Origin of the sequence: Fontisphaera persica (assembly GCF_024832785.1) — a bacterium.
Classification (GTDB): Bacteria; Verrucomicrobiota; Verrucomicrobiia; order Limisphaerales; family Fontisphaeraceae; genus Fontisphaera; species Fontisphaera persica.
On record NZ_CP116615.1, the window covers coordinates 2,724,374 to 2,746,658 of the forward strand.

Below are 22,285 nucleotides of genomic sequence, written 5' to 3' on the forward strand. Positions count from 1 at the left end.
GGCGTTCAATCGAGAACTAGAATCATGAAGAAATCCGTAATGTTGGGCCTCACCTGCGGGTTGGGGCTGGCGTTGGCAGTGGTGGGGGCGCCGCAGACGTTTGATTTTGCGGACCCCAAGGGTGTGAACAACGTGGTGTTCAAGCTGGATGCGCCGCTGGAGGCCATTAATGGCAGTGCCAACGGCATCAGCGGCAAGGTGGTATTTGACCCGGAAAATCCCGCCGCCACCCGCGGAGAAATCGTGGTGAGCGCGTCCACCCTGCACGTGCCCAATCCGATGATGAAAGAGCACCTGCACAGCGCGCAGTGGATGGATGTGGCCAAGCATCCTGAAATCCGTTTCAAGGCCGAGAGTCTGAAGAACGTGAAAACGGCGGGCGACACCACCACGGCGGAGGTGACCGGACAGCTTACGGTGAGGGGGGTCACGCGCGAGGTCACAGTGCCGGTGCGTTTTACTTATCTCAAGGACAAGCTCGGCGCGCGGACCAACAACCGGCAACAGGGGGATTTGCTGGTGATTCGAGCGCAGTTCAGCATCAAGCGCAGTGATTACGGCATCAATCCCGGCGCGCCCCAAGACAAGGTGGCGGAGGAGATTGAACTGACGCTGAGCATTGCCGGGGCCGCGCCGCGCTCGTAAGCGGCGCCAGGGGGCTGGCGCAGGGGCGGGGGCGGCCAATGGCCTGCCCGCCCTGCCCCGCCGTTGATGCAGTGGGTCTTGCTCCGGCGCAGCCTTTGGCTTAGGTTGGGCCGCGATGCGCCTGCTGGACCGCTATTTATTGCGGGAGTTGTTGGTGCCGCTGGGCTACTGCCTCAGCGGATTTCTGATTTTCTGGCTGGCGTTCCTCACCTTTTCCGAGATGGACGAGTTCCAGCGGCAGGGTTTGAAGGCGGGGGAAATAGCCACGTACCTGTTTCTGACGCTGCCCAAGACGCTGGGCTATGTGGTGCCGCTGGGGTTGCTGCTGGCGATGTTGTACAGCCTGACGCATCACGCGCGGCATCATGAGCTGACGGCGATGCGTTGCGCCGGGGTGAGTTTGTGGCGGCTGCTGGTGCCGTATCTGGCGGTGGGGACGGTCTGCGGCATGGGTTTGTTTGTCGTTAATGAGGTGTTGATGCCGCACAGTCTGGATGAAGCGGACCAATTGCTCACCCGCCGGCAGCGGGCGCAGGAGGGGGAGCAGGCCTGGCAGCGGCATGTGGTGTTTCTGGATTACACCGGCGGGCACACCAACGTGGTGGGGCCGTTTGATTTTCATCCGGTGACGGGAGAAATGCGCAAGGCGCGGGTCATCTGGCATGCAGCGGATGGCAGCCGGGTGGAGCTGGCGGCCGAGCGCGGGGTGTACACCAATGGCCACTGGCAATTCCACAAGGTGCAGCAAAACATCTACGCGCCCGGCCAGCCCATTCCCACCGAGCGCCGCCAGACCGAGGTGCTGGCGCTGCCGGAGTTGCGGGCCACGCCGGCGCGCATCCGGAGTGAAATCAAGGTCAGCAGTCTGAGTGACCTGCGGGCGGCGCGGGGGATGTCGTTGTCGCTGCGGGAGATTTATGAGTATCGGCGCTGGCATCCGGAGCGGGGGCGGGATGCGCAATTGGACACCAAATGGCATGCGCGGCTGGCGGCGCCGGTGACGTGCCTGGTGGTGGTGGTGATAGCGGTGCCGTTTGCGGCGCGCAGCGGGCGGCGGAATGTGTTTGTGGGAGTGGCCAGCAGTGTGTTTCTGGCATTCGCTTATTTTCTGGTGCAGCGGTTTGCGGAGGCGCTGGGACTGAGCGGCCGGCTGGCGCCGTGGCTGGCGGGCTGGCTGCCGAATTTGTTGTTTGGGATGGCCGGCGTGTGGCTTACGGCGCGCACGCGGTGAGGGCGGCGGGGGGTGAAGGGGCCCGCGTGGATTAGGCCAGGTTGAGGGAAGGCAAGGTGCTATGCGTGTGGTAATTCAGCGAGTGTCGCAGGCGTCGGTGACGATTGGCGGACAGGTCAAAAGCGCCATTGGCCCCGGGCTGGTGGTGCTGGTGGGCATTGAGGGGGTGGACACCGCCGAGGATGTGGAATGGTTGTGCGGCAAGATTGCGCGGCTGCGCATTTTCAATGATGACGCGGGCGTGATGAACCGCTCGGTGCAGGAGGTGGGGGGCGAGGTGCTGGTGGTCAGTCAGTTCACGCTGCACGCGAGCACAAAAAAAGGCAACCGGCCCAGCTACAGCCGCGCGGCGCGGCCGGAAATCGCGATTCCCTTGTATGAGCAATTCGTGGCGCGGCTGGGGGCGGAGCTGGGGCGGCCGGTGGCCACGGGGGAGTTTGGCGCGGACATGAAGGTGGCGCTGGTGAATGACGGGCCGGTGACCATTGTGATGGATTCGCGGGCGCGGGAGTGAGAGGTTGCGCCTGGGCTGCGGGGGCGGATTGACAAAGGAGGGGAGTCGTTTAAGTTGGCGGCATGGCACACATGAAAAACTCGTGGTTCAACCGCCGTCATTTCCTCACCACCACCACGGCCGCCCTGGCGGGCGCCACCCTCACCCCGGCCTGGTTGCAGGCTGCCGCGGCGCGCGCGCAAATCAAAGTGGGGGCGTGCGTGGTGAATCTGGAGCAGGCCAAACAAGCCGGCTTGGAGGGCGTGGAAGTGGGAGTGGGCGGGGCGGCGGAGCGGCTGGCGATTGCCGAGCCGGCGACGCGGACGAGCTACAAGGCGCAGATGCAGGCGACGGGGCTGCCCATTTGCTCGCTGATGATGGGGCTGTTGAACGAATACCCGCTGGCCAGTGACCCGCGCGGGCCGGCCTGGCTGGAGCAGTCCATTGATGCCGCGCAAGACCTGGGCGCGAAGGTGATTTTGGTGGCGTTCTTTTTCCGCGGGGATTTGCTGGATGAACAGGGGCGGCTGAAGGAGAAGGAGATGGATGTGGTGGTGCAGCGGTTGAAGGACGCGGCGCCGCGGGCGAAAAAGGCGGGGGTGGTGCTGGCGATTGAGACTTATTTGAATGCCCGCGACAACCTGCGCATTCTGGACGCGGTGAATCACGAGGCGGTGCAGATGTATTACGACGTGTACAACACGGGCACGACCAAGAAGTATGATTCGCCGGCGGAAATCCGGTTGATGCGCGACCGCATCGCGCAGATTCATTTCAAGAACGGCGCCAAGTACCTGGAGGACGAGCCCGCGAAGTTTGAGGCGCTGGCGCAGGCGATTCATGACATTGGTTATCGCGGGTGGATTGTGCTGGAAACTTCCGCGCCGTCCAAGGACGCGGTGGCGGATGCGCGGAAAAACGCGGCGTTTGTGCGGCGGTTGTTTGCGTAAAGCCAGGGCGGGAATGAAGCGCGTGAGCACGCGGCCGCCGGGTGACGGCGGGCGTCAGGGGGCCGGTTTGGGGGCGGGAGGAGGGGGATTGGTGGCCAGGCGCAGCCCCGGAGGCGGGTTGGACAGGAGGCCGCTCAAGCCGGACTGAAACTGGTCCAGGCGCAGCTCGAGGACTTTCAATTTTTCGTTGAGGAGGGTGATTTGGTTTTGCAGGTTTTTGACCTGGTCTTCCTGCCGCAGTTTGAGCAGCTCGGTGATTTCCACCAGTTGCTGGAGCTGGGCGAGGGCGGTCTGGATGCGGCCGGCCACATCGGGATCAATTTTGAGGAGCGGATCGTACTTGGACAGCTCCTTGGTGAGGCGTTTAAGCTGTTCGAGGGTGGTTTGGAGGAGTTTCTGGCGCTCGGCTTCCATCTGTTTTTCGAGGTTTTGGAGGCGGGCGGTGTAGTGGAGGTCCAGGGTCATGATATTGCTCTGGCCCAAGTCGTTGAGGGCGCGGGAAAGTTGGCGGGTGAGGTTGAGGGCGGCGTTGGTGATGGTCATGGCGGTTTCGGTGCGGAGGGCCACCACCGCTTCGCGGTCGGCGCCGGCCTGGCTGGCGGCGAGCATGGCCTGGTGCTGGGCCAGGCGGGCCTGGGCGGCGTAATTGGAGGCGATGATGACCATGTAGCGGCCGCTTTGGTCGGTCCATTCCTGGCTGTGCTGGAGGCGGCGCTCGGCGGTCTGCCAGGACTCAAGAATCAAATAGGTGGCGGTGCCGGCGATGGCCGTGAACAGGACGACAGCCACCAACAACTGCACCATTTGAGTGCGGCGGGCGCGCTTGAGACACTGGTGCATCTCGGCCGCCGTGAGCAGGCGGTCGCCTACTGCCGGGCTGCCCGAGGTCTGGAAAGGATTGGCGGTTTTTTCCGGCCCCGGCCGTTGTTCAGGGGTCGCCATGACAGGGGCTATTTAATATGAGGCGGCGAGAATCACAATGGAAAAAGGCTGGGCGCAATGTGGGACGGCCTGCTGGCGGGCCAAGCATTTGGCTTGCGGGAACTCGCTCAATGCCCTAGTAACGGAGGGGGAGGCGGTGGCGTGGGCGCTTGGCGCAGTGGTTAGCGCGTCTCGTTTACACCGAGTAGGTCGGGGGTTCGAATCCCTCAGCGCCCACCATCAGCAATGTTTTCCTCCTTGCAGTGCGGCACGGTTGAATTATAGTGACGAGGTATGGAATCCATCCACAACCAGTCTGAATTTGATTACCACATAGATGACAGGGACTGGTCGGCGGTCCAACTTCTGGTAAGCGAACTTCAGGAAGAACTGGCAGAGCGGCGTTCGCACCTTTTATACCGCCTTGCGGCATGGTCTTTTGCCCTCAAAGTCTTCAAGCGAATCGAAGGTGAGCGCATCGTTGACCGGCAGCCATCAGAAAGGGACATCAATTATCACCGGGCCATGTTGGGCTTTCTCAAGGGTTGCGGCGAGCTTCTGTTGCATCAATTTAGAATGCACCAGGAGATTGATCCGAAAGTCATCGGCTTTGGGTTTGATAATCTTGCCGCCACTGTCGAATCGCTGCGCATTTCTGAAAGGATGTGGTACGGCGATATGACCAAAGCCAGAAGGGAGGAAATTTTGGCCGATGTCTTTGGACCGGAAAGCGCTGCTTAACCAGATACTGGAAACTCTCTATCAGCTTGAAATTTGCGACGAGTCCTCGCGGGCTAGAACCTTGGCCAATCTGAACTCCCTTTTAGACCAAGCAGTACAAGGCACCAAGGTTTCAAGGCATGAGCTGCTGGAAGCGCTGAAAGACAGGATGCTGGAATATCGGAAGGCTCGGCGCAAACAAGACCTGCCTTGGCCCCATATTTGAAAGCGGGATTCTCTTCGCGCAAAAATTTTTTGGCAGCCATCATGGGTGGGCAAGTGGCCTAAAGAAATAACGCGGCGAGGTTGAAGTAGCAGAGGAGGGTGAAAATGTCGGCCAGGGCCAGGGTAAGCGGGCCGGCGGCCACCTTGGGGTCCCAGCGGAGGGCGTGAAGCAGGGTGGGAATGCCCAGCCCAACGAAGCACGCGCCCGTGAGGGAAAGGCTGATGCTGCCGCCGATGACCAGGGCGGCGGGCAACACGCCACGCCAGAGCCAGACGATAAGCGACACGAGGATGCCACAACCCAACCCCAGGAGGAGGGCGGTGGTCATTTCACGCCGCAGGGCCTTGCCAAACCAAGCCCAGGTGGGACGCGTGGCGCGTAAAGTTTGGATGGCCAGGGTCATGGATTGGATGCTCACGCTTTCCCCCAGCGCGAGGACCAGTGTAAGGAAGAAGGCGAGCAGGATGCTGCGCGCGAGGGTCAGTTCATAAGCGCCCGCCAGCAAGGCGCAGAGGGTGCCGCTGAGGACGGTGGGCATAAGCCAGGGGAAACGGTAGCGAAAGGCACGCAGCGGGGTGGCATCACGCACCTGATTGAGGCGAAAACCGAGCATTTCAAAGACATCTTCGGCCTGCTCGCGTTCGGTGAAGTCAAAAATTTCGCCGGTGAACAACTGCACGTCCACCATGCCCACGATGCGGCGCCGTTCGTCCACCACGGGAAAGGCCAGGAATTTGTGCAGGATGAACTGCTCGCAGGCTTCGAGGACGGTGGCGGTGTGGGGAATGACCACCATGCGGGTAATCATGATGTTCTGCAATTTTTCTTCCAGCGGGGCGGTCAGCAAACGGCGGGTGGGCACGACGCCCACCAGGCGATCGTCTTCGGCCACGACATAGAAATAGACGATTTTTTCGCCAATGCCCTGCTGGCGGATGGCGTTGAGGGCTTCCTGGACGGTGAAATGAACGGGCAGTCTGGCAAAGTCAGTGCGCGCATATTTCAAAATCGGTTCCTGGAAGTGATGAGCGGAATCATGTTTCATCGCAGCCCATGCTAGCCCGGTTGCCCAGGGTTGGCAAATGGGACATGAAGCCAGGGGGCGGCGCGGTTTTCCCGCTTGACGGAAGGGGCAATCCACAGTGCAATTCGGCGCATGAAATCCACAACTGTTTCCACGACACGTCGGAATTTTCTGAAAACTTCTTCGACGCTGGCCGCGGGGGCGGCGCTGGCGCCCGGCATCCCCATGCCGGGGTATGCGGCGGAAAGCAACACATTGAAGATTGCGCTGGTCGGTTGCGGGGGACGGGGCACTGGCGCGGCGAAAAACGCGCTTTCCACCGCCGGGCCGACGCAATTGTGGGCGGTGGCCGATGTGTTTGAGCAAAAGACCGAGGCCTGCGTGCGCAATTTGACGTCGCAACTCGGGGAGAAGGCGAATGTGCCGCCGGACCGGCGCTTTGTGGGTTTCGACGCCTTCAAGCGCGCGATAGATTCGCTGGACAAAGGGAGTGTGGTGTTGCTGGCGACGGCGCCGGCGTTTCGCCCACTGCATTTTGAGTATGCCATTGAAAAAGGGATGCACGTGTTCATGGAAAAAAGCTTTGCGGTGGATGCCCCCGGCATCCGGCGCGTGCTGAAAACGGGCGAGCTGGCGCGGCAGAAAAATTTGAAGGTGGCCGGCGGGTTGATGAGCCGGCATTACCCGCCGCTGGAGGAGGCGATTGCGCGGATTCATGACGGCGCGATTGGGACGGTGGTGACTTCCTATGCCTACCGGATGCACGGGCCGGTGGGGCTGGCGCCGAAAGCGCCGGGCATGAGCGAGGTGGCTTATCAAATTGCCAATTACAGTTGTTTTACGTGGCTGAACGGCAGTTTCATTGTGGACTGGCTCATTCACAACATTGACGTGTGCTGCTGGGTCAAGGACGACTGGCCGGTGTCGGTGCAGGGTATGGGCGGCCGCCAGGTGCGCCAGGAGGCGGACCAGCTTTTTGACCATTACATGGCCGAGTACACTTTTGCGGACGGCACGCGCCTGGTCGCCCAGGGACGGCACATGACACGGTGCTATGATTTCTTTGGCAATATCGTGCACGGCACGACGGGCTGCGGAATCTTGGGCGAGGGCATTCCCGACCCGCGGTTGTTCAAGGGACATAAACCGGGGGGCGAGCAATTGCTGTGGCGATTCCGGGGAGAAAAGGGCGACCAATACCAGCGCGAGCATGATTTGTTGTTCGATGCCATCCGGAATGACAAGCCCTACAATGAAACCGAGCGCTGCGCGAAGTCCTGCCTCACGGCCATCATGGGGCGGATGGCCTGCGAGTCCGGCGCGCTCATCACATGGGAGGCGGCGATGAATTCCAATTTGTCCCTCGCGCCCAATTTGGAAAATCTGACGATGGAGGGCCCGGCGCCGGTGATGCCGGATGCGCAGGGGCGGTATCCGATTGCCATGCCGGGGCAGACGCAGGCCTTGTAGATTTTCCCACCGTCAACCCGCTGTCTTATGCCACGTCCCTTGAGTGCCATATCCCCGGATTGGTGGGACTACACCACCCTGCCCAAAGACCTGATTGAAGAAGTGGCCCGCCTGACCCCACGCGATGTGGAACGGCTCTCGCGGCCTGGCTTCAAGGTGGTGATGTACGACACGCTGGAGGATTTTTATCTGGCGGAGGCGCTGGAGTACATCCACGCCTGGCGGCAGAGCACGGCGGACAACCCGGCGGGCATTTGCGGCCCCATTGGCCCCACGGAGCAATTGCCGCTGGTGGCGCGGCTGGTCAACTCCCTGGAGTTGGATGTCCGCGAAGGCCACTTCTGGGGCATGGATGAATGGTATCTGGACGGGAAGGAAGTGCCGGTGACGCATCCGTTGTCCTTTGAGCGCGCGGACCGCGAGTTGTGTTTCAATCGCATCAACCGCAAGTTGCGGATGCCCGATGCCCATCTGCACTTCCCCAAGGCGGACACGGCGCCCTATCGCAAGACTTGGGACAGCGGCATCCGGTGCGTGGTGATGCAGGGCGGACAGGGTGACGTGAAACACTGGGCCTTCAATGACCCGCCGCAGCGCAAGGGCAAGTACAAGGACCAGCCGCCGCCGGCGGCGGAATACCGCAAGCTCGCCACGCGCGTGGTCAAGCTGCATCCGCTGACGGTGGCCCAAAATGCGCGTACCAGCGGCGGCGGCAACATTGCGCTGGTGCCCACCATGGCGATTAGCGTGGGGCCAGTGGAGACGTGGAAGGCGGAGAAGGTAAGCATCTGGCAGGCGGGCAATCATGATAATCCTTTTGGCCAACGGCTGACGGCGTACATGATTTCCAAACGGATTGTGGACACCTCTGTGCCCATGTCGTTGCTGGCGGAACACCCGAATGTGCAATTCAATTATTACCGGGGCGGCCTGGGCACGTGCGCGGTGGAGATGCATTAATCATTCAGCCGGCGTAGTCACTGCAGGGGGCGCAACCATCCCGGCTGAACCAGGCGCCGCCGGCAAGGCCCAAGGGGGAAAGGGTGGCGGCATTCAAATTCAGCGTGGAAATCAGGAGTAGGGCAGGTTTTAATGGGAGCATGAAACGTCTCCAGCTTTTCATGGCCAGCGCCTTGCTGGCCGCCAGCCTGGCGTGGGCGCAGGCTCCTGCCGGGGCGGTGGCCAATGCCCCCCTGTCTTTGGGATGCGCAGTCACCGATATTACGCCGCCGTTGGGCATCTCGCTGGCGGGTTATTATCATGAGCGGGGCGCGGAGGGGACATGGGACCCCCTGTTGTGCAAAGCGGTGGTGCTGCAATCGGGCGGGGAGCGGGTGGCGCTGGTTTCGCTGGACCTGATTTGGGTGACACGCCCCGTCACCGACGCGGCGCGGGCGGAGATTGAGAAGACCACCGGCATCAAGGCCGGGCACATTATGATTTATGGGACACATGCGCACACAGGGCCGGAGCTGGCGCATCAGGGACTGCGCCACGCCACGCAAGGCGAACCGCAGTCCAAGGTCAAGGAATACACTGCCCGCCTGCCGGGCTGGATTGCCGAAACGGTGCGGCGGGCGGATACGGCGCGGCAGCCGGCGCAATTAAGCGCCGCGAAAACGCGCTGCGAGGGTCTGACGTATAACCGCCGCTTCTTCATGCGCGATGGCACGGTGGCGTGGAATCCGGGGAAGCTCAATCCCAACATCATGATGCCCGCCGGGCCGGCGGACTCGGAAGTGGGAGTGTTGTTGTTTGAAGCGCCGCGCGCCCGCGGGCCGGCGCAAACGCTGGCCACGCTGGTGCATTTTGCCATGCACACGGATACCACAGGCGGCAGCAAATTCAGCGCCGACTGGCCGGGGGCTTTGAGCCGGGTGTTGGGCGGGTACCACGGCACGAATCACCTTACGCTGGTGATGAATGGGGCGTGCGGCAATTTGAATCACATTGATGTGAACTGGAGCTGGCCCCAAACCTCGCCTGCGGAACAGCACCGGATTGCCATTATTTTGGGGGCGGCAGTTTTGCAAAGTTACAAACAGCTTCAACCCGTGGAGGGCGGGCCGCTCCAGGCGGCTTCCGCCTGGGTGGACCTGCCGGCGGCCACGGTGACGCCGGCGGAGGCGGCGGAAGCCCGCCAGTTCCTGGCCCAGGCCAAAGATGACCGCAGCGCCAATTTCATGAAAAAGGTGCGGGCATACCGGGCGCTGGATTTGGCAGCGCAGGATGGCAGGCCCTACCGGGTGGAAGTGCAGGTCATCACTTTGGGGCGCGATATTGCCTGGGTCAGCCTGCCGGGCGAGGTTTTTACCGAGCTGGGGCTGGCGATGAAAAAGCGCTCGCCGTTTCCTTTGACTTTTCCGGTTTATCTGGCCAACGAAACGGTGGGGTATATTCCTGACCGCCGCAGCTATGCGGAGGGCGCCTACGAGCCGGAAAGCGCAAGGGTGGCGCCAGGGGCCGGGGAGCAACTGGTGGAGACGGCCGTGGCTTTGCTGAACCGGCTGCACCAAGGAGCGGTGGAAAAGAAAGCCCCCTAGCGGGGGTGGAAAGGCCAGGTGAAAGGCCAGGTCAGAAAGAGAAGCGGCAGCGCGAAATGGGGACACCCAATTTTCAGTGCGCCGCCCGGCCCTTTAATGTTGCGGGTGCGGCAGGGGGTGGACGGATTGGCCTGCCTCTCTGGTCAGCGGCGTTTGAAGAAAGTTTGCGGGAGAGTGCCTTCCTCAGTGCGGACGACAGCGCCCGGCCCGAGGTTGCGGCGTTGGAACCAGCCCTGGGTGGTTTCGAGGACGTACTGGATATTGTCCACCTTGGCCTCCTTGCCCTGTAAATCGCCCGGGTGCAAATCATGGATTTCCCGGATGACCCCCTCGGGGTCAAGGTAGGCGGCGCTCAAGGGGACCCGGGTGTTTTTCATGTAGAAACTGGCGCGATGCGGCCAGGGGAAGACGAATAACATGGCCTCGTTTTCGGCGAGGTTGGTGCGAAACATCATGCCGGTCATGCGCTGGACGTCGTTGGTGCACAGCTCGGTAATCAATTCGTGCGCGCCCACGTAAAGGCGCATGGTTCTGAGTTTGGGTTGGGCGCGGTCCAGATGCCCCTCCGGGGTAACGCGAGGCAGACCCTCCGCTTCCGCGGCGGGGGGTGCAGCGGGCGGGGGGGCCTTGGCATCGCAACCCGTGAAACCGGAAATTGCTGCCAAGGTCAAACCTGCCGCGAGAGCCAAACACCATGGCTTGCGGGCCGGGATATTTCGAGACATGCCCAGAATCACGAAAGATTTGTGTCAGTTTTCCTGCACCAATTCAATGCCAGAGAGGACCGGCTTGAGGGGGGAGCCTGGGGCCTGACGCAGGCGCACCGCCAAATCTTTGGTGACGAGAATGCCTTTGAACTCCTTGACCACGCCGCGGAAAGGCGCGCCGGTTTCCTGGATGATGTCCATTTTCTCCAGCAGTTTCTGGCCCTGGATTTCGATGTCGAAGACGCGCTGGCCCACGGCGATTTCATCCGGCTCGCTAAAATACAGGCGCACGGTGTAATGGGCCGGTTCAAGTTCCGGCAAATCGTCGCTCGAGGAGATGACGCGCACGGTGTTGGTGCCGCCGCCAAAGCCGAAGCCGGGGCGGGGACGGCCGAAGCGCGGCGGGCCTGGCGGCCAGGGACCGGCAGGCCGGTTGGTGGAAGCACCGGTGACGGCAGCGCTGTTGGTGCCGCCAACGGCATTGGTGGCGGAGGCAAAACCGTTTTGATTGGTATTCGCTCCACTGCCCCGCGTGGGGTCGTCGTCATCATCATCGTCCTCGCTGCTGGAGGGCCGGGGGGGAAGGCGGGCGGGCACGGTTTGGGGCGTGATGACCAGGGATTCGACCTCGCGCAATCCTGAAGCAAAAACATACGGATGGCTGTTGCCGCTGACGCTGCTGATGTGCCGGCGGAAAATAGGGGCATTGGTGAAGACATTGGTGACGCTGGCGCCGTTGAACGAAACCAGCACTTTGGGGGACAGCTCACTGGTGGGGGGGTATTCGAGCCACAGCGTACCATCCTCCGCAAGGCGGTCACCGGGGGCGCCGAGGTTGAGGCCCATGCGGGCGATGCGGATGCTGTTGGAAAGGGTCAGGCCGGAGAGGTTGCAGGTCCAGACTTCCAATTCGGGCATGGGCACCAGGGCCAGGGAGGTTTGGTTCTGGTAGGGGCAACTGCAGGTGCGGGTGTAATCCGGGGCGTTGACGACGCCGTTGGCGATGATGAGGTTGGCGCTGCAACCGGATTTGAAGCCGCCCCAGTTGCCCAGGCCACTGTGGCGCTCCAAATCATAAAAACCAGCCGCGCCGCTGCGGAAGGTCATCAAGTATTCCCCGGCGATGGGGGTATTGCAGCCGTAGGTGCGATAGACCTTCCAAAGCTGGGGCTGGCCGGTAAGCGGGTTGACGATTTCGTGGGGTTTGCCGTCCCGGAGCCGGTAGGCGCCGGCACTGGCCTGGTAGGAGACGGGGGTGGTAATGATGAGGTCGTGGTACAACACGCAAGGGCCATTGTGCAGCAGGTCGTTGCGGCGCGCCCAGAGGGACTTGCCGTCGGAGGCCTGGAGCACCTGCATGCTGGAGCTGGTTTCGTCACGGAGGCGGTCAGTGGCCTTGGCACCGGCCAGGAGCAGCAGGTCTTCAGTCTTGCTATAAGCGAGCCACGAGCAGGAGACGATGTCGTCCTGCTCCCAGGCCAACTGGCCGGTGCGAATATCAAACGCCACAATGCGGTAACTGGAGGGCACTGGTTGATTTTGGGCGCGCAGTTTGGCTTCGACGCTCTTGGGCCAGCGGTCCAGGCAATAGACCTTGCCCTTGCCGGCCACGATGCCGTTGTGAATGAAGCTGTATTTGGCCTCCACCTGCCAGAGGACCTTGCCGGTGTGCCGGTCAAAGGCCGTCAATCCATGGCAGGCGGCAAGGTCCGCGGGCGGGGGCGGCCAGGCGAGGCGCGGGCCGCCAAAGCGGCGGTTGAACAGGGCGAAGTCGGTGCCGCCCAGGAGAATGTCTTCGTAAACGCCAATGTACGTCCATTGGCCTGAAGGCTGGCCCCGCAATCCGGGCATGGGGATGTCCTGTAAAATCTTGCCGGTGGCGGCGTCGAGCACGGTGCAATGGTTGCTGACAGCGACATAGACGCGGTCGGCGGTCACCACGAAGTTGGCGCCGCGAGCGTTGGCGCCGGGAATGTGGCGCTGGTTGTACAGGGTGGTGAAGGGGTCGTCTTTCAGGGTTTCATCGTAGTAAATGCCGGAAGTATCGAGGCCGGGAATCACGGTTTTCCACAGGCGGCGGCCGGTGTACACATCGCGGGCGCTGATGCAGTCCATGCCCTCGATGAACAAACGTCCGCCGGCGACTTGCTGGGAAGGGCCGTGGCCGTGGCGGGGCAGCACGTCCAGATGGGTGTTGCCGCCAAACCACAGGACCCCCACCGGCAGGCGCACGGTTTTGTCGTCGGATTTCACGGAATTGGCCACATCGCCATACTGGTGGGTCCAATCGGCCGAGCCGGGAATGGGGCCTTCGCGCACCAGACAAAGGTCTTCGCCCTCGGGGCGCAGGACCGCCTGCGGCAGGGCGGCAGCGCGGACCGTTTGGGCCTCGGCCGCCGCGCCGTTGAGCCAGAGGATGCCGCCGTAGGGGCGCAGGGATTCATAAACCCTGGCCAGGTCGCACGGTGTGACGGCCCCCAAGGCCAAGGCACCGCTCAACACGCCGGCAGCCTCGGCGTTGACGGTGGGAGTGGCAGTGCGGGCCAGTTTCTGGGCCAGCGAGGTCTCGGCAATCACGAGATTGGCAATATAAGGAGGAGCGCCAAAGTTGAGGGGGTCGGCGGCGAGCAAGGCCAGACGGCGGCCCAGCCAGCCGGCTTTGTCCCAGCGGCGTTGGAGCTGTTCAATCTTATTCGTATCCGCGTCCACCACAATCACATGCAAATCGGAAGCAGCGGCCAGAGCGGCGGGAAGGTCCGGGTCCGCCAGGCCGAGGTAATAGGCATAACCGTCTTTGATGCCGGTGCGCTCGAGGATGGTTTTGGCGCGAGCCACTGCATCAGGGGAAAGGGTGGGTAATTCTGGGGTTTCGTGCAGTATTTTAGGCGGGCCCACGCCTGCGCCGAAGGCCAGGATGTGCCCCTCCAGCCCGACGGCAAACAACATGCCCTGGGCCGCCAACAGACGGCGGATTTGGTTGGTGACGGTGTGGGTCCAGACAATCTGCGCGGGGTTGCGGCCAGCGGGAGGGGTAATGGCCTGGAGTTTGTTGGAGCCGGCCGCATAGAGCACGCCGCCGGCGCGGATTAAATCGCCCGAGCCGTCGGCCTCGATTTCCCAAACCAGGGTTTTATCATGGCGCCAGGCTTGAATGACCTTGGGGATGGGGCCGGCCGGGAGATTGGTGCGGGCGTTGGCCAGGTTGGTGATGGCGCGGCCCAACCGGCGTTCCATGCTGGCCAGGGTGTTGCTGGCGGAGCGGATGGCCATGCGGTCACCCGCCTCGAGGGCGTCCTCAAAATCTTTGCGGGCCTTGATGGCGTTATATTCGGCGGCCTCGAGGTTTTGCTCGGCGATGACCACGGCCATGAGGTTGCTGGGATAATCACTGGCGGTGTAGTAATGGCCCCGGCCAAGGACCGGCTCGTTGATGATGAAGCTGGTGCGTTTGCCGGTGGCCAGCTCATGGGCGCGGGTGCCGCGTTTGCGCGTGTGCACAAAAAACTCCTGGTCATTGGCCAGAACGAGCGAGCCGCCCGTGCCTTTGCCGGATTCGGTCAGATGGTAATACTGGAAATCACCTGATTGCCGGTCAAACACGGCGGGCACGGAGCGGCCGCCGGGCACCAGGAGATGTTTGGCGGTGGCGACCAGGGCGCCTTGAGGGGCCACGCCGCCAAAAGCCGGGGCGGCGTGGGGTTGTTTCATGTACATGGGGCCGTTGCTGTCATTCACCCAGCGCACATCGCCGGTTTCGGCCTCCAGCGCGTAAATGAAGACCCCCATGAACGGCCAGATGCTGGCGGCGAAATAAACCACGTTATCCCGAATCACCGGCCCGCCGCGGGCAGGCCAGGCGGAAACCAGGCGGGCGTTGCCCAGGGCCTTGCGGGGAGAGGGGCCGCCACGAAATTTCCAATGCAATTTGCCCTCGGCGGCGCTCACACAATAGAGCCAGCCGTCGTCACTCACGAAATAGACTTTGCCGTTTTGCGCGGCCGGCGGGAGCCGGACGGGGCCTTCGGTGTAGAAAACCCAGGCTTGCTCGCCGGTGCGAATGTCGAGGGCCACGACCCGATCGCGATCGTTGAAGCCCACGATGAGGTGATGGCCGACGACAATTGGCTCGAAGACCACGTCAAAGGGCATGAGGTCCTGATTGAGCGGGTCTTCCCAGGTGGGGGTGCGCGGCGGGTATTGCCACACCCAGCGCAGGGTGAGGTTGGTACCCAGACGCTCAGGAGAGTCTGCCGTGCGGCCGGCGTCATAACGCCATTGCGGCCAATTGGCGGCGGCGGCCGGCAAGGCGCCGCTCAGCATTAAGATGGCGGCGATGACCGCCATGGCGAGAGCTTTCATGCTGGTGAAAATGAATATCAGGCGAAAGGTTTTGGCAATGCGGAAAAGCGCCAATCCTTTGCACCATCCGGCTCGCTGGCTGCTGTCGGCGGGGCGAATAATAACTGTTGATAATTCAAGGCGTTTCCACAGTCTAATCCATATGCGTCACGTACTTGCCATTCTAGGGTGCGGGCTGGCCTTGATTTCAGGGGCCGGTCTGGCCGCTCCCGCCCCTGGTCAAATTATCTATCAGAATCATTTTGAATCCCCCGCCAGCACCCAGGGCTGGCAGGGCAAATGGTCTGAGGGGGAAGGGTTTAACAGTGCTCGCTCGGCCTTGTTTCAGCAGGCGGCGGAGCGCACCAATCAAGCCGTCATCGCCCGACTGGCTCTGCCGCTGGAGCAGGTGCGCGGGACGGTCTTGCGGGTGATCGCCCAGGTGAAGGCGGAAGGGGTGTCCGCCAAGCCCAATCCGTGGAATGGCATCAAACTCATGCTGGCCATCGAGTCGCCCTCCGGCAATCAATGGCCGCAGGCCAGTGTGGAAACGGGAACCTTTGACTGGCGGCGGGCAGCCATGACCGCGCGCATCCCCACCAATGCCACGGCGGTGTGGCTGACGCTGGGGATGGAGCGCGTGGCCGGCAAGGTGTGGTTTGACGAGGTAACGGTCACGGTGGCCAAGACCTTGCCGAAACAGTTGCCGCCGCCGTTCGCCGGCCCGATTTACAAGGGCCATGATTTGCCGCGGCTGCGGGGGGCGATGATTCATCCCAACATCAACGAGGACGGCCTGCGCACGCTGGGGCAGGAATGGCGGGCGAATGTCATTCGCTGGCAACTTATTCGCCAAGGCCGCGCCGGGCAGGTCAACCAGGTGGAGGACTTTGATGCGTGGGTGGAGGGAGAACTGAAGAAGCTGGATGCCGCACTGCCGCTCTGCCGGAAATACGGGTTGTATGTGGTGCTGGATTTGCATTCGCCGCCGGGCGGCAAAGCCACCGCCGGGGGGTACATCGGCTCGGACCATCTGCTTTTTACGGACCGCGCCGCGCAGGCGAAGTTTGTGGAGTTCTGGCGGCGCACGGCGCGCCGTTACAAGGACGTGGAAGTCATCTGGGGATTTGACCTGGTAAATGAACCGGTGGAGGACTATGTGGAGGAGGGTTGCGAGGACTGGCCAGCGCTGGCGGAGCGGGCCGCAAGGGCGATTCGCGCCGAGGACCCCAATCGTACAATTATCATCGAGCCGTCTCCGTGGGGCGGGCCGCAAGGGCTGGCGGAATTTGTGCCGCTGCCGCTGCCCAAGATTGTGTACAGCGTGCACATGTACATGCCCCATCGCTTCACCCATCAAAACGTGCATGGCCCCAGCGAGCCGGTGATGTACCCCGGGCAGGCGGAAGGCAAATACTGGGACGCCCGCCAACTGGAAGCGGCCCTGCAGCCGGTCATTGATTTCCAGCGCCGCTACAACGTGCATATTTATATTGGCGAGTTCAGCGCGATTCGCTGGGCGCCAGAGGGCAGCGCCTACCGTTATCTCAAGGACGTGATTGAAATCTTCGAGAAGCACGGGTGGGACTGGAGCTATCACGCCTTCCGCGAATGGCAGGGCTGGAGCGTGGAGCACGACGACAACCGCGCCAACCCCCGGCCCGCTGCCCAGCCCACCGACCGCCAGAAACTGCTGCAGGAATGGTTTGCCAAGAACCGCAAACCGGCGTGGGCGGGGAAGTGAAGATGCCGCAATAAAAAGTTTTGCGGACACGCCGGCCGGCCAGCGGGCCGCCAGCCCCCCAACTAAAGTTTTGCTTTATTCCTTGGCGCCGGCTTTGCGGAGCATTTCCGCGATGCCGACAAAGCCCTGTTTCTCGGCCAGCGCCAGCGGGGTGAGTCCGTCAATGGTTTTGGCGGTCAAATCGGGTTTGTAGGTGAGGAGCAGCTCCACGAGCATGCGGTCGCCACTGCGGACGGCGAAATGCAAGGGGGTGGCGTTTTTGTCGCCCTGCACGTTGATTTGCGCCTTGCGGTCCAGCAGCACTTTGGCGATGTCCACGCGGCCGCGGTCGCAGGCCACCAACAAGGGGGTGACCCCGCTCTTGGAGCGGGCGTTCACATCGGCCTTGTTGTCCAGAAGGAATTGCACGGTTTCCACAGTGCTGCGGTCGCAGGCCAGATGCAGGGCGGTCAGGCCGGCATCGTTGGTGACATCCACCGGCACATCCTGTTTCAAAAGGAACTCCACCGGCTCTTTGCGCCCCGAGAAAGCGGCGGCATGCATGGGGGTATTGCCCTCTTTGTTGCGCGGATTGACCGGGGATTTGTGTTCGACGAGAAACCGCATCAATTCCACGTTGCCGTTGAGGGCGGCGACGTGCATGGCCATGTTGTCGAGGCGGTCTTTGGCGTTGACAAGGTCCAGGCCGGGATTGTCCCGGATGATGGCCTTGGCCTTGTCGGTCTGGCCCTGGGCAATGGTGTCAAAAAGTAAATCACGCAAGGTGGCCAGTTTGTCTTCGGCCTTGGGATTGCTGGCGAGCAGGAGGTCCACGACTTTTTGATGGCCGCGCATGCGGGCCATTTGCAGGGGGGTGAGGCCCAGACGGTTGGTGGCGCTGATGTCGGCCTTGGCGGCGAGGAGGGCCTCCACCACTTTGAGATGGCCCAGGCGGGCGGCCACATGCAACGGCGTGGCGCCGTCTTCTTCGCGGTCATTCACGAGCTCGGGATTAGCGGCGAGCAGGGCTTTGACCTTGTCCACGTCGTTGGCGCCGGCGGCATCGTGGATGTCACCGGCCCGCAAGGTGAGACTGGCCGGGCCGCTGGCGAGCAGCAGGGCCAGGAGGAGTGTCCACCAGGTTTTCATCGTGCCATTCATGTTATTGCTCATTGGACGCGCCATGCGCGGCGGCGTTTCAAGCAAAGCAAGGTTAACTGTCGCGGACGTTGATGCCCAGCGTTTGTTTGAGATGCGTGACGAGTTTTTCCTGCGCCGCGTTGACCTCGGCATCAGTGAGGGTGCGTTCGGGATGGCGGTAGGTGAAGGAATAGGCCATGCTTTTCAGGCCGGCCGGGAGGTTGGCGCCGCGGTACACGTCAAACAGCTCCACCGCCTCCAGGTGGGGCGTCTTGGCCTTGCGCACGGCCTCCAGCACCGCCGCATGGGTCAGTTCGGCCGGGGCGAGGAAGGCGAGGTCACGGCGGACGCTGGGGAAAGCGGGCAGCGGTTTGAATTGCTTGTCAGCGTTACGTCGGCCCAGCAGCTCGTCCACCTGCAACTCGGCCAGGAGGACGGGTTCCCGCACATCGTAACGGCGGGCCACCAGGGGATGGAGCCAGCCCATTTCGCCCAGCGGCACTTTGCCGCCGAGCAGGACGTCGGCTGATTCCACCCAGAAGGCGGTGGACGCCGGGCGCCGCGCAAAGGCCACCGCCCGGAGGCCGAGGTGTTCAAAAAACTCCTCCAGCAGCCCTTTCAAATCAAACAAATCCGCGCTGGCGTCGCGGTCGGCGCCTTCCCAGAAGCGCGGGTTGCGCGGGCCAGTGAGGGCCAGCGCCAGGCGCCATTCTTCGTGGATTTTGCCGTGGCGCAGCTCGAAGACGCGGCCCACTTCAAACAAGGCCACTTCGTGGGTCTTGCGATTGACGTTATGCTGCACGGCATGCACCAGCCCCGGCAGGAGGGAGGGGCGCAAGACGTTCATGTCGCTGCTGAGGGGGTTGGCCAGCCGCACCAGGCGGGCGGGGTCCACTCCATGACATTCGCTTTCGCCCAGCAAGGTTTGCCCCTGGGCCTCGTGCAATCCGAGACCGGTCAGCAGGCGCCGGATTTCAGCCAGTTCATCATGCCGCCTATCAAAGGGATGCACCCCCAGCGCCCCGCGCGGAGGGGTGGACGGGATTTTGTCCACGCCAAACAACCGAGCCACTTCTTCAATCAAGTCCACCTCCCGCTTCAAATCCACGCGGAAGGAGGGGATTTGGAATACCAGGGGCGCGGATGGTGCGGGGGCGGGGGCGTCCACGGGCATCGGGACGCGGCGGGCCACTTTCAACCCCAACCCCACCAGGAGGTTTTCGCAGGTTTCGCGGGGAATTTCCACGCCCAGCAGGGCGCGGATTTTTTCCAGGCGCAGGCTGATGCTGCGCGGGGACGCGGGCCTTGGATAGGCATCCACCACGCCCTGCGCCAGCCGGCCACCAGCAGTTTCCAGGATAAGCTGGGCGGCGCGGCGGCTGGCGTAGTCGGTGATGCCGATGTCGGCGCCGCGCTCGAAGCGATAGGAGGCATCGGTGCGCAAACCGAGTTTTTTGGAGGTACGGCGGATGTTGGTGGGATGGAACCAGGCGCTTTCCAGCAGCACGTCCACGGTTTGGTCATTAATTTCGGTATTCTGCCCGCCCATGACGCCGGCGAGGGCGATGCCCTTGGCGGGGTCGGCGATGAGAAGGTTCTCGGGGGTCAGCACGTGCTCCTGGCCGTCCAAAGTCACGAATTTTTCGCCTGCCGCGGCGCGGCGTACGATGATGGCCGGCTTGCCGTGGGCGTCCTTGGCCAGCAGGTGGTAATCGAAGGCATGCAGGGGCTGGCCGGTTTCGAGCATGACGAAATTGGTGACGTCCACCACGTTGTTAATGCTGCGCAGGCCGACTTTTTCGAGGGCGTGGCGGAGCCAGTCGGGGCTGGGGCCGACCTTGACGCCCAGGATGACGCGCGCCGTGTAGCGCGGGCACAGTTCGGCATCCGCCAAGGTGACGCTGACCAGGGCATCGGCTGTCCGCTCGGGGTCTTCGGACAAGGGGGGGATTTGCGGCAGGCGCAGGGGGTTGCCGGTGAGGGCGCTGATTTCACGGGCAATGCCGAGGACGCTGTTCCAGTCCGGCCGGTTGGGCGTGGTTTCGAGGTCATAGACCACATCGCCCCGGGCGCGGCCCAGGTATTCGGCAAAAGGCTGGCCGACCTGGGCATCGGGGCGCAAAATCATCAGGCCGTCGGAGTCCTCGGCCAGGCCCAGCTCGCTGGGCGAGCACATCATGCCGTGGGATTCCACGCCGCGGATTTTGCCGACTTTGATGGTGAACGGCTCCTGGCCGGGTTTGGCCGGGAGGGTATGGCCGGGCAGGATGAGGGGGACTTTGTCGCCGGGCTGGAAGTTTTGGGCACCGCAAACAATCTGGCGCTCGCCCTGGCCGTCGTGGACGCGGCAAACACTGAGCTTGTCGGCGTTGGGGTGTTTGTCACGGGTGATGACCTGCGCGACCACGATGCCCTCGAATTCGCCGCCCAATTTCTGGACGCCCTCGACTTCCAAACCGAGCATGGTCAGCCGCTCGGCCAGTTCCTCGGGCGACCAGTCAAAATCCACGTACTGCTTGAGCCAGTTGTAGGTCAGTTTCATGAAGTATCGGTGGTGAATTAGGGGGCAATTCCAATAATAAAAAGCGGCACGGGCGGGCTGCTGCGTCCATGGCGTAACAGGTTGTAAATTTCACCTTCAAAATAGGCGATGCCGGTGGACATCCTGCGTCCGCCGTTCGGATCCTCCAACATTTCTTTCATGGGTAATATTTCAACCCCCACATTAATGGCGCCGCCAGTGTACAAAAGGAGGTGTTTGACAAACAGATCAAAGGCCACAAAGGCGTATTTGCCAAATTGCACTTCAACGGCAATGCCATTTTTTACAAAGTCTATCTGCTTTAACGATTTGATAGGGCGATTTATCCCCTTCTTCTCAAGGTAGTCTCGCTGCTCACTTAATGATCTCGATAAAAGAAACGGCAAATCTTTTCTGTCGGTGGTCACGTAATATTCGTAACGATATTCTTTCCAACCAACCTCGATAAAGAGCTCCCTAAAGCGTTTGTTCAAAGCGATGGGAGAGATGAGTTTTTTGCCGGGCATGGATTTTTCCCGGCTTTTTTTTTGATAACACTTTCCGGCATCCACCTGCCCGATGAGATTTATAATTTCATTATAAAGTGCTTGGTGGTGAAACCTTATATATTCTTCACCGTTCAAATGACTGAATGTTTGTACAACTCTCATGACGCGCCGTATTCCTCGTCCGATTTTTCCATGAAGGTCATTTGTTCCAATTCAACTCTCGCCTGAGGTCGGGCAAGCCAGGGAGCTGTAAGAAGGCTGGCCCCTGCGTTTTGAGGATCGAAAACAGGCCGGGTCATGGGGCGAATGCGCAGGCGCCCTTCCGCAGCCAGCCGGATGCGTTCTTTGGCGATGCTTACATACTTGGGCATAATTTCGCAACCGGCGCCGCGGCGATGATGTCGAAGGGCGGCAATGATCGTTGACCCTACCCCTAAAAAAGGGTCAAAAACCCAGTCATCTTCACGGGTTAGGGAGAGCACCAGACGTTCCACCAGCTCCACTGGAAACTGACAAGGATGTTCAGTTTTTTCCACATGGTTGCTCTTGACATTGGGAATGCACCAAACATCGCCTGGATTCTTTCCCAGCGGGTTGCAGGAGTACTGGCCGGCCTTGGGCCCTTTAAAGTATTTTTTTCCGGGGTATTTCTGAGGGACTCTCACTGCGTCCAGGTTGAAATAATAATTATCCGATTTGGTGAACCATAAAATGGTCTCATACCGCCCTGAAAAACGTTTGCTGCAATGCAAGCCGTGCTCGAAAAACCAGATGATTCGGTTTCGCAAGCTTAGTCCGTATTTCGCAAACAGGGGGTATAAAATGGTATCCAAGGGAATAATTCGGCCCTGCTCCACATAATTGCCCACTTCCCAGCATAAACTACCCTCGGTTTTAAGGGTTCTGACGCACTGCCGGATGACCATATCCTGTTGCTCCAGATAATCCTCCAGCCTCAGGCGTTGTTCGTATTCCTTGCCCAGGTTGTAAGGTGGTGAAGTGACAATCAACTGAAAGGTTTGGTCCGGCACGTCGCGGAGGAAATCGCGGCAGTCTTGCAACGCAAGCACTACGCGTTCGTGAGGAGCAAACCTTGCTGCAATGTCCACCAGAGCGTTCACAAA

The 22,285-nt window shown here is 61.6% G+C and carries 17 protein-coding genes and 1 tRNA gene; 10 read left to right on the top strand and 8 right to left on the bottom strand.

Annotated elements, in window-relative coordinates:
- Window positions 1-24 precede the first annotated feature (24 nt).
- The 4 genes from NXS98_RS10085 (at window position 25) to NXS98_RS10100 (ending at window position 3,319) form a co-directional block, all read left to right on the top strand.
- Window positions 25-645, top strand: a complete 621-nt coding sequence (locus tag NXS98_RS10085; RefSeq protein ID WP_283844838.1) for a YceI family protein — start codon at window positions 25-27, stop codon at window positions 643-645.
- A gap of 115 nt (window positions 646-760) precedes the next feature.
- On the top strand, window positions 761-1,876 hold the full coding sequence (locus NXS98_RS10090; protein ID WP_283844839.1) for an LptF/LptG family permease: 1,116 nt from the start codon (window positions 761-763) through the stop codon (window positions 1,874-1,876).
- Window positions 1,877-1,937: 61 nt separating this feature from the next.
- Entirely contained in the window at window positions 1,938-2,390 is a 453-nt protein-coding gene (gene dtd, locus NXS98_RS10095) for a D-aminoacyl-tRNA deacylase (protein ID WP_283844840.1), read from the top strand.
- A 62-nt stretch (window positions 2,391-2,452) separates the two neighbouring features.
- Window positions 2,453-3,319, top strand: a complete 867-nt coding sequence (locus NXS98_RS10100) for a sugar phosphate isomerase/epimerase family protein (protein ID WP_283844841.1) — start codon at window positions 2,453-2,455, stop codon at window positions 3,317-3,319.
- A gap of 54 nt (window positions 3,320-3,373) precedes the next feature.
- On the opposite strand, the gene NXS98_RS10105 is transcribed toward NXS98_RS10100, so the two are convergent.
- Window positions 3,374-4,261, bottom strand: a complete 888-nt coding sequence (locus NXS98_RS10105; RefSeq protein ID WP_283844842.1) for a hypothetical protein — start codon at window positions 4,259-4,261, stop codon at window positions 3,374-3,376.
- A 143-nt stretch (window positions 4,262-4,404) separates the two neighbouring features.
- Between NXS98_RS10105 and NXS98_RS10110 the strand changes: the two genes are divergently transcribed.
- Together NXS98_RS10110 and NXS98_RS10115 are read left to right on the top strand one after the other, a co-directional pair.
- Window positions 4,405-4,480, top strand: a tRNA-Val gene (locus NXS98_RS10110).
- A gap of 54 nt (window positions 4,481-4,534) precedes the next feature.
- Window positions 4,535-4,981, top strand: coding sequence for a hypothetical protein (locus NXS98_RS10115; protein WP_283844843.1), 447 nt, complete (start codon window positions 4,535-4,537; stop codon window positions 4,979-4,981).
- A 263-nt stretch (window positions 4,982-5,244) separates the two neighbouring features.
- Here the strand turns inward: NXS98_RS10115 and NXS98_RS10120 are convergent, their stop codons facing one another.
- Window positions 5,245-6,231 carry a magnesium transporter gene (locus NXS98_RS10120; protein ID WP_283844844.1) on the bottom strand — a complete coding sequence of 329 codons (987 nt, stop codon included), beginning with the start codon at window positions 6,229-6,231 and terminating at the stop codon, window positions 5,245-5,247.
- 111 nt (window positions 6,232-6,342) lie between these two features.
- On the opposite strand from NXS98_RS10120, the gene NXS98_RS10125 reads away from it, so the two are divergent.
- The 3 genes from NXS98_RS10125 to NXS98_RS10135 all read left to right on the top strand — a co-directional run bounded on the left by NXS98_RS10125 (window position 6,343) and on the right by NXS98_RS10135 (window position 10,223).
- Window positions 6,343-7,680: a Gfo/Idh/MocA family protein gene (locus tag NXS98_RS10125; protein ID WP_283844846.1), complete on the top strand. Its 1,338-nt coding sequence runs from the start codon at window positions 6,343-6,345 to the stop codon at window positions 7,678-7,680.
- 27 nt (window positions 7,681-7,707) lie between these two features.
- Window positions 7,708-8,640 carry a sugar phosphate isomerase family gene (locus tag NXS98_RS10130; RefSeq protein ID WP_283844847.1) on the top strand — a complete coding sequence of 311 codons (933 nt, stop codon included), beginning with the start codon at window positions 7,708-7,710 and terminating at the stop codon, window positions 8,638-8,640.
- Between the two features lie 140 nt (window positions 8,641-8,780).
- Window positions 8,781-10,223: a hypothetical protein gene (locus NXS98_RS10135; protein ID WP_283844848.1), complete on the top strand. Its 1,443-nt coding sequence runs from the start codon at window positions 8,781-8,783 to the stop codon at window positions 10,221-10,223.
- A 143-nt stretch (window positions 10,224-10,366) separates the two neighbouring features.
- Here NXS98_RS10135 and NXS98_RS10140 read toward each other — a convergent pair whose 3' ends face one another.
- Complete coding sequence (locus NXS98_RS10140) at window positions 10,367-10,948, bottom strand: DUF192 domain-containing protein (protein WP_283844849.1); 582 nt, start codon at window positions 10,946-10,948, stop codon at window positions 10,367-10,369.
- A gap of 24 nt (window positions 10,949-10,972) precedes the next feature.
- A complete protein-coding gene (locus tag NXS98_RS10145) occupies window positions 10,973-15,289 on the bottom strand; it encodes a BamB-related PQQ repeat family beta-propellar protein (RefSeq protein ID WP_283844850.1) in 4,317 nt (1,438 codons plus the stop codon).
- Window positions 15,290-15,431: 142 nt separating this feature from the next.
- Here NXS98_RS10145 and NXS98_RS10150 point away from each other — a divergent pair, with 142 nt between their 5' ends.
- A complete protein-coding gene (locus NXS98_RS10150) occupies window positions 15,432-17,012 on the top strand; it encodes a glycoside hydrolase family 5 protein (protein WP_283844851.1) in 1,581 nt (526 codons plus the stop codon).
- A gap of 75 nt (window positions 17,013-17,087) precedes the next feature.
- Here the strand turns inward: NXS98_RS10150 and NXS98_RS10155 are convergent, their stop codons facing one another.
- The 4 genes from NXS98_RS10155 to NXS98_RS10170 all read right to left on the bottom strand — a co-directional run bounded on the left by NXS98_RS10155 (window position 17,088) and on the right by NXS98_RS10170 (window position 22,273).
- Complete coding sequence (locus NXS98_RS10155; RefSeq protein WP_283844852.1) at window positions 17,088-18,140, bottom strand: ankyrin repeat domain-containing protein; 1,053 nt, start codon at window positions 18,138-18,140, stop codon at window positions 17,088-17,090.
- Window positions 18,141-18,204: 64 nt separating this feature from the next.
- A complete protein-coding gene (gene pheT / locus NXS98_RS10160; RefSeq protein WP_283844853.1) occupies window positions 18,205-20,673 on the bottom strand; it encodes a phenylalanine--tRNA ligase subunit beta in 2,469 nt (822 codons plus the stop codon).
- A gap of 17 nt (window positions 20,674-20,690) precedes the next feature.
- Window positions 20,691-21,323 (bottom strand): BglII/BstYI family type II restriction endonuclease, encoded by a 633-nt coding sequence (locus NXS98_RS10165; RefSeq protein ID WP_484494650.1) that lies wholly within the window; start codon window positions 21,321-21,323, stop codon window positions 20,691-20,693.
- Window positions 21,320-22,273, bottom strand: coding sequence for a DNA-methyltransferase (locus tag NXS98_RS10170; protein WP_283848156.1), 954 nt, complete (start codon window positions 22,271-22,273; stop codon window positions 21,320-21,322). The genes NXS98_RS10165 and NXS98_RS10170 overlap by 4 nt, the downstream gene beginning before the upstream one ends.
- Window positions 22,274-22,285 lie beyond the last annotated feature (12 nt).

Coding starts and splice junctions, on each gene's coding strand:
- NXS98_RS10085 (WP_283844838.1), top strand. CDS start 25: ATGAAGAAATCCGTAATGTTGGGCCTCACCTGCGGGTTGGGGCTGGCG.
- NXS98_RS10090 (WP_283844839.1), top strand. CDS start 761: ATGCGCCTGCTGGACCGCTATTTATTGCGGGAGTTGTTGGTGCCGCTG.
- dtd (WP_283844840.1), top strand. CDS start 1,938: ATGCGTGTGGTAATTCAGCGAGTGTCGCAGGCGTCGGTGACGATTGGC.
- NXS98_RS10100 (WP_283844841.1), top strand. CDS start 2,453: ATGGCACACATGAAAAACTCGTGGTTCAACCGCCGTCATTTCCTCACC.
- NXS98_RS10105 (WP_283844842.1), bottom strand. CDS start 4,261: ATGGCGACCCCTGAACAACGGCCGGGGCCGGAAAAAACCGCCAATCCT.
- NXS98_RS10115 (WP_283844843.1), top strand. CDS start 4,535: ATGGAATCCATCCACAACCAGTCTGAATTTGATTACCACATAGATGAC.
- NXS98_RS10120 (WP_283844844.1), bottom strand. CDS start 6,231: ATGAAACATGATTCCGCTCATCACTTCCAGGAACCGATTTTGAAATAT.
- NXS98_RS10125 (WP_283844846.1), top strand. CDS start 6,343: ATGAAATCCACAACTGTTTCCACGACACGTCGGAATTTTCTGAAAACT.
- NXS98_RS10130 (WP_283844847.1), top strand. CDS start 7,708: ATGCCACGTCCCTTGAGTGCCATATCCCCGGATTGGTGGGACTACACC.
- NXS98_RS10135 (WP_283844848.1), top strand. CDS start 8,781: ATGAAACGTCTCCAGCTTTTCATGGCCAGCGCCTTGCTGGCCGCCAGC.
- NXS98_RS10140 (WP_283844849.1), bottom strand. CDS start 10,948: ATGTCTCGAAATATCCCGGCCCGCAAGCCATGGTGTTTGGCTCTCGCG.
- NXS98_RS10145 (WP_283844850.1), bottom strand. CDS start 15,289: ATGAAAGCTCTCGCCATGGCGGTCATCGCCGCCATCTTAATGCTGAGC.
- NXS98_RS10150 (WP_283844851.1), top strand. CDS start 15,432: ATGCGTCACGTACTTGCCATTCTAGGGTGCGGGCTGGCCTTGATTTCA.
- NXS98_RS10155 (WP_283844852.1), bottom strand. CDS start 18,140: ATGAAAACCTGGTGGACACTCCTCCTGGCCCTGCTGCTCGCCAGCGGC.
- pheT (WP_283844853.1), bottom strand. CDS start 20,673: ATGAAACTGACCTACAACTGGCTCAAGCAGTACGTGGATTTTGACTGG.
- NXS98_RS10165 (WP_484494650.1), bottom strand. CDS start 21,323: ATGAGAGTTGTACAAACATTCAGTCATTTGAACGGTGAAGAATATATA.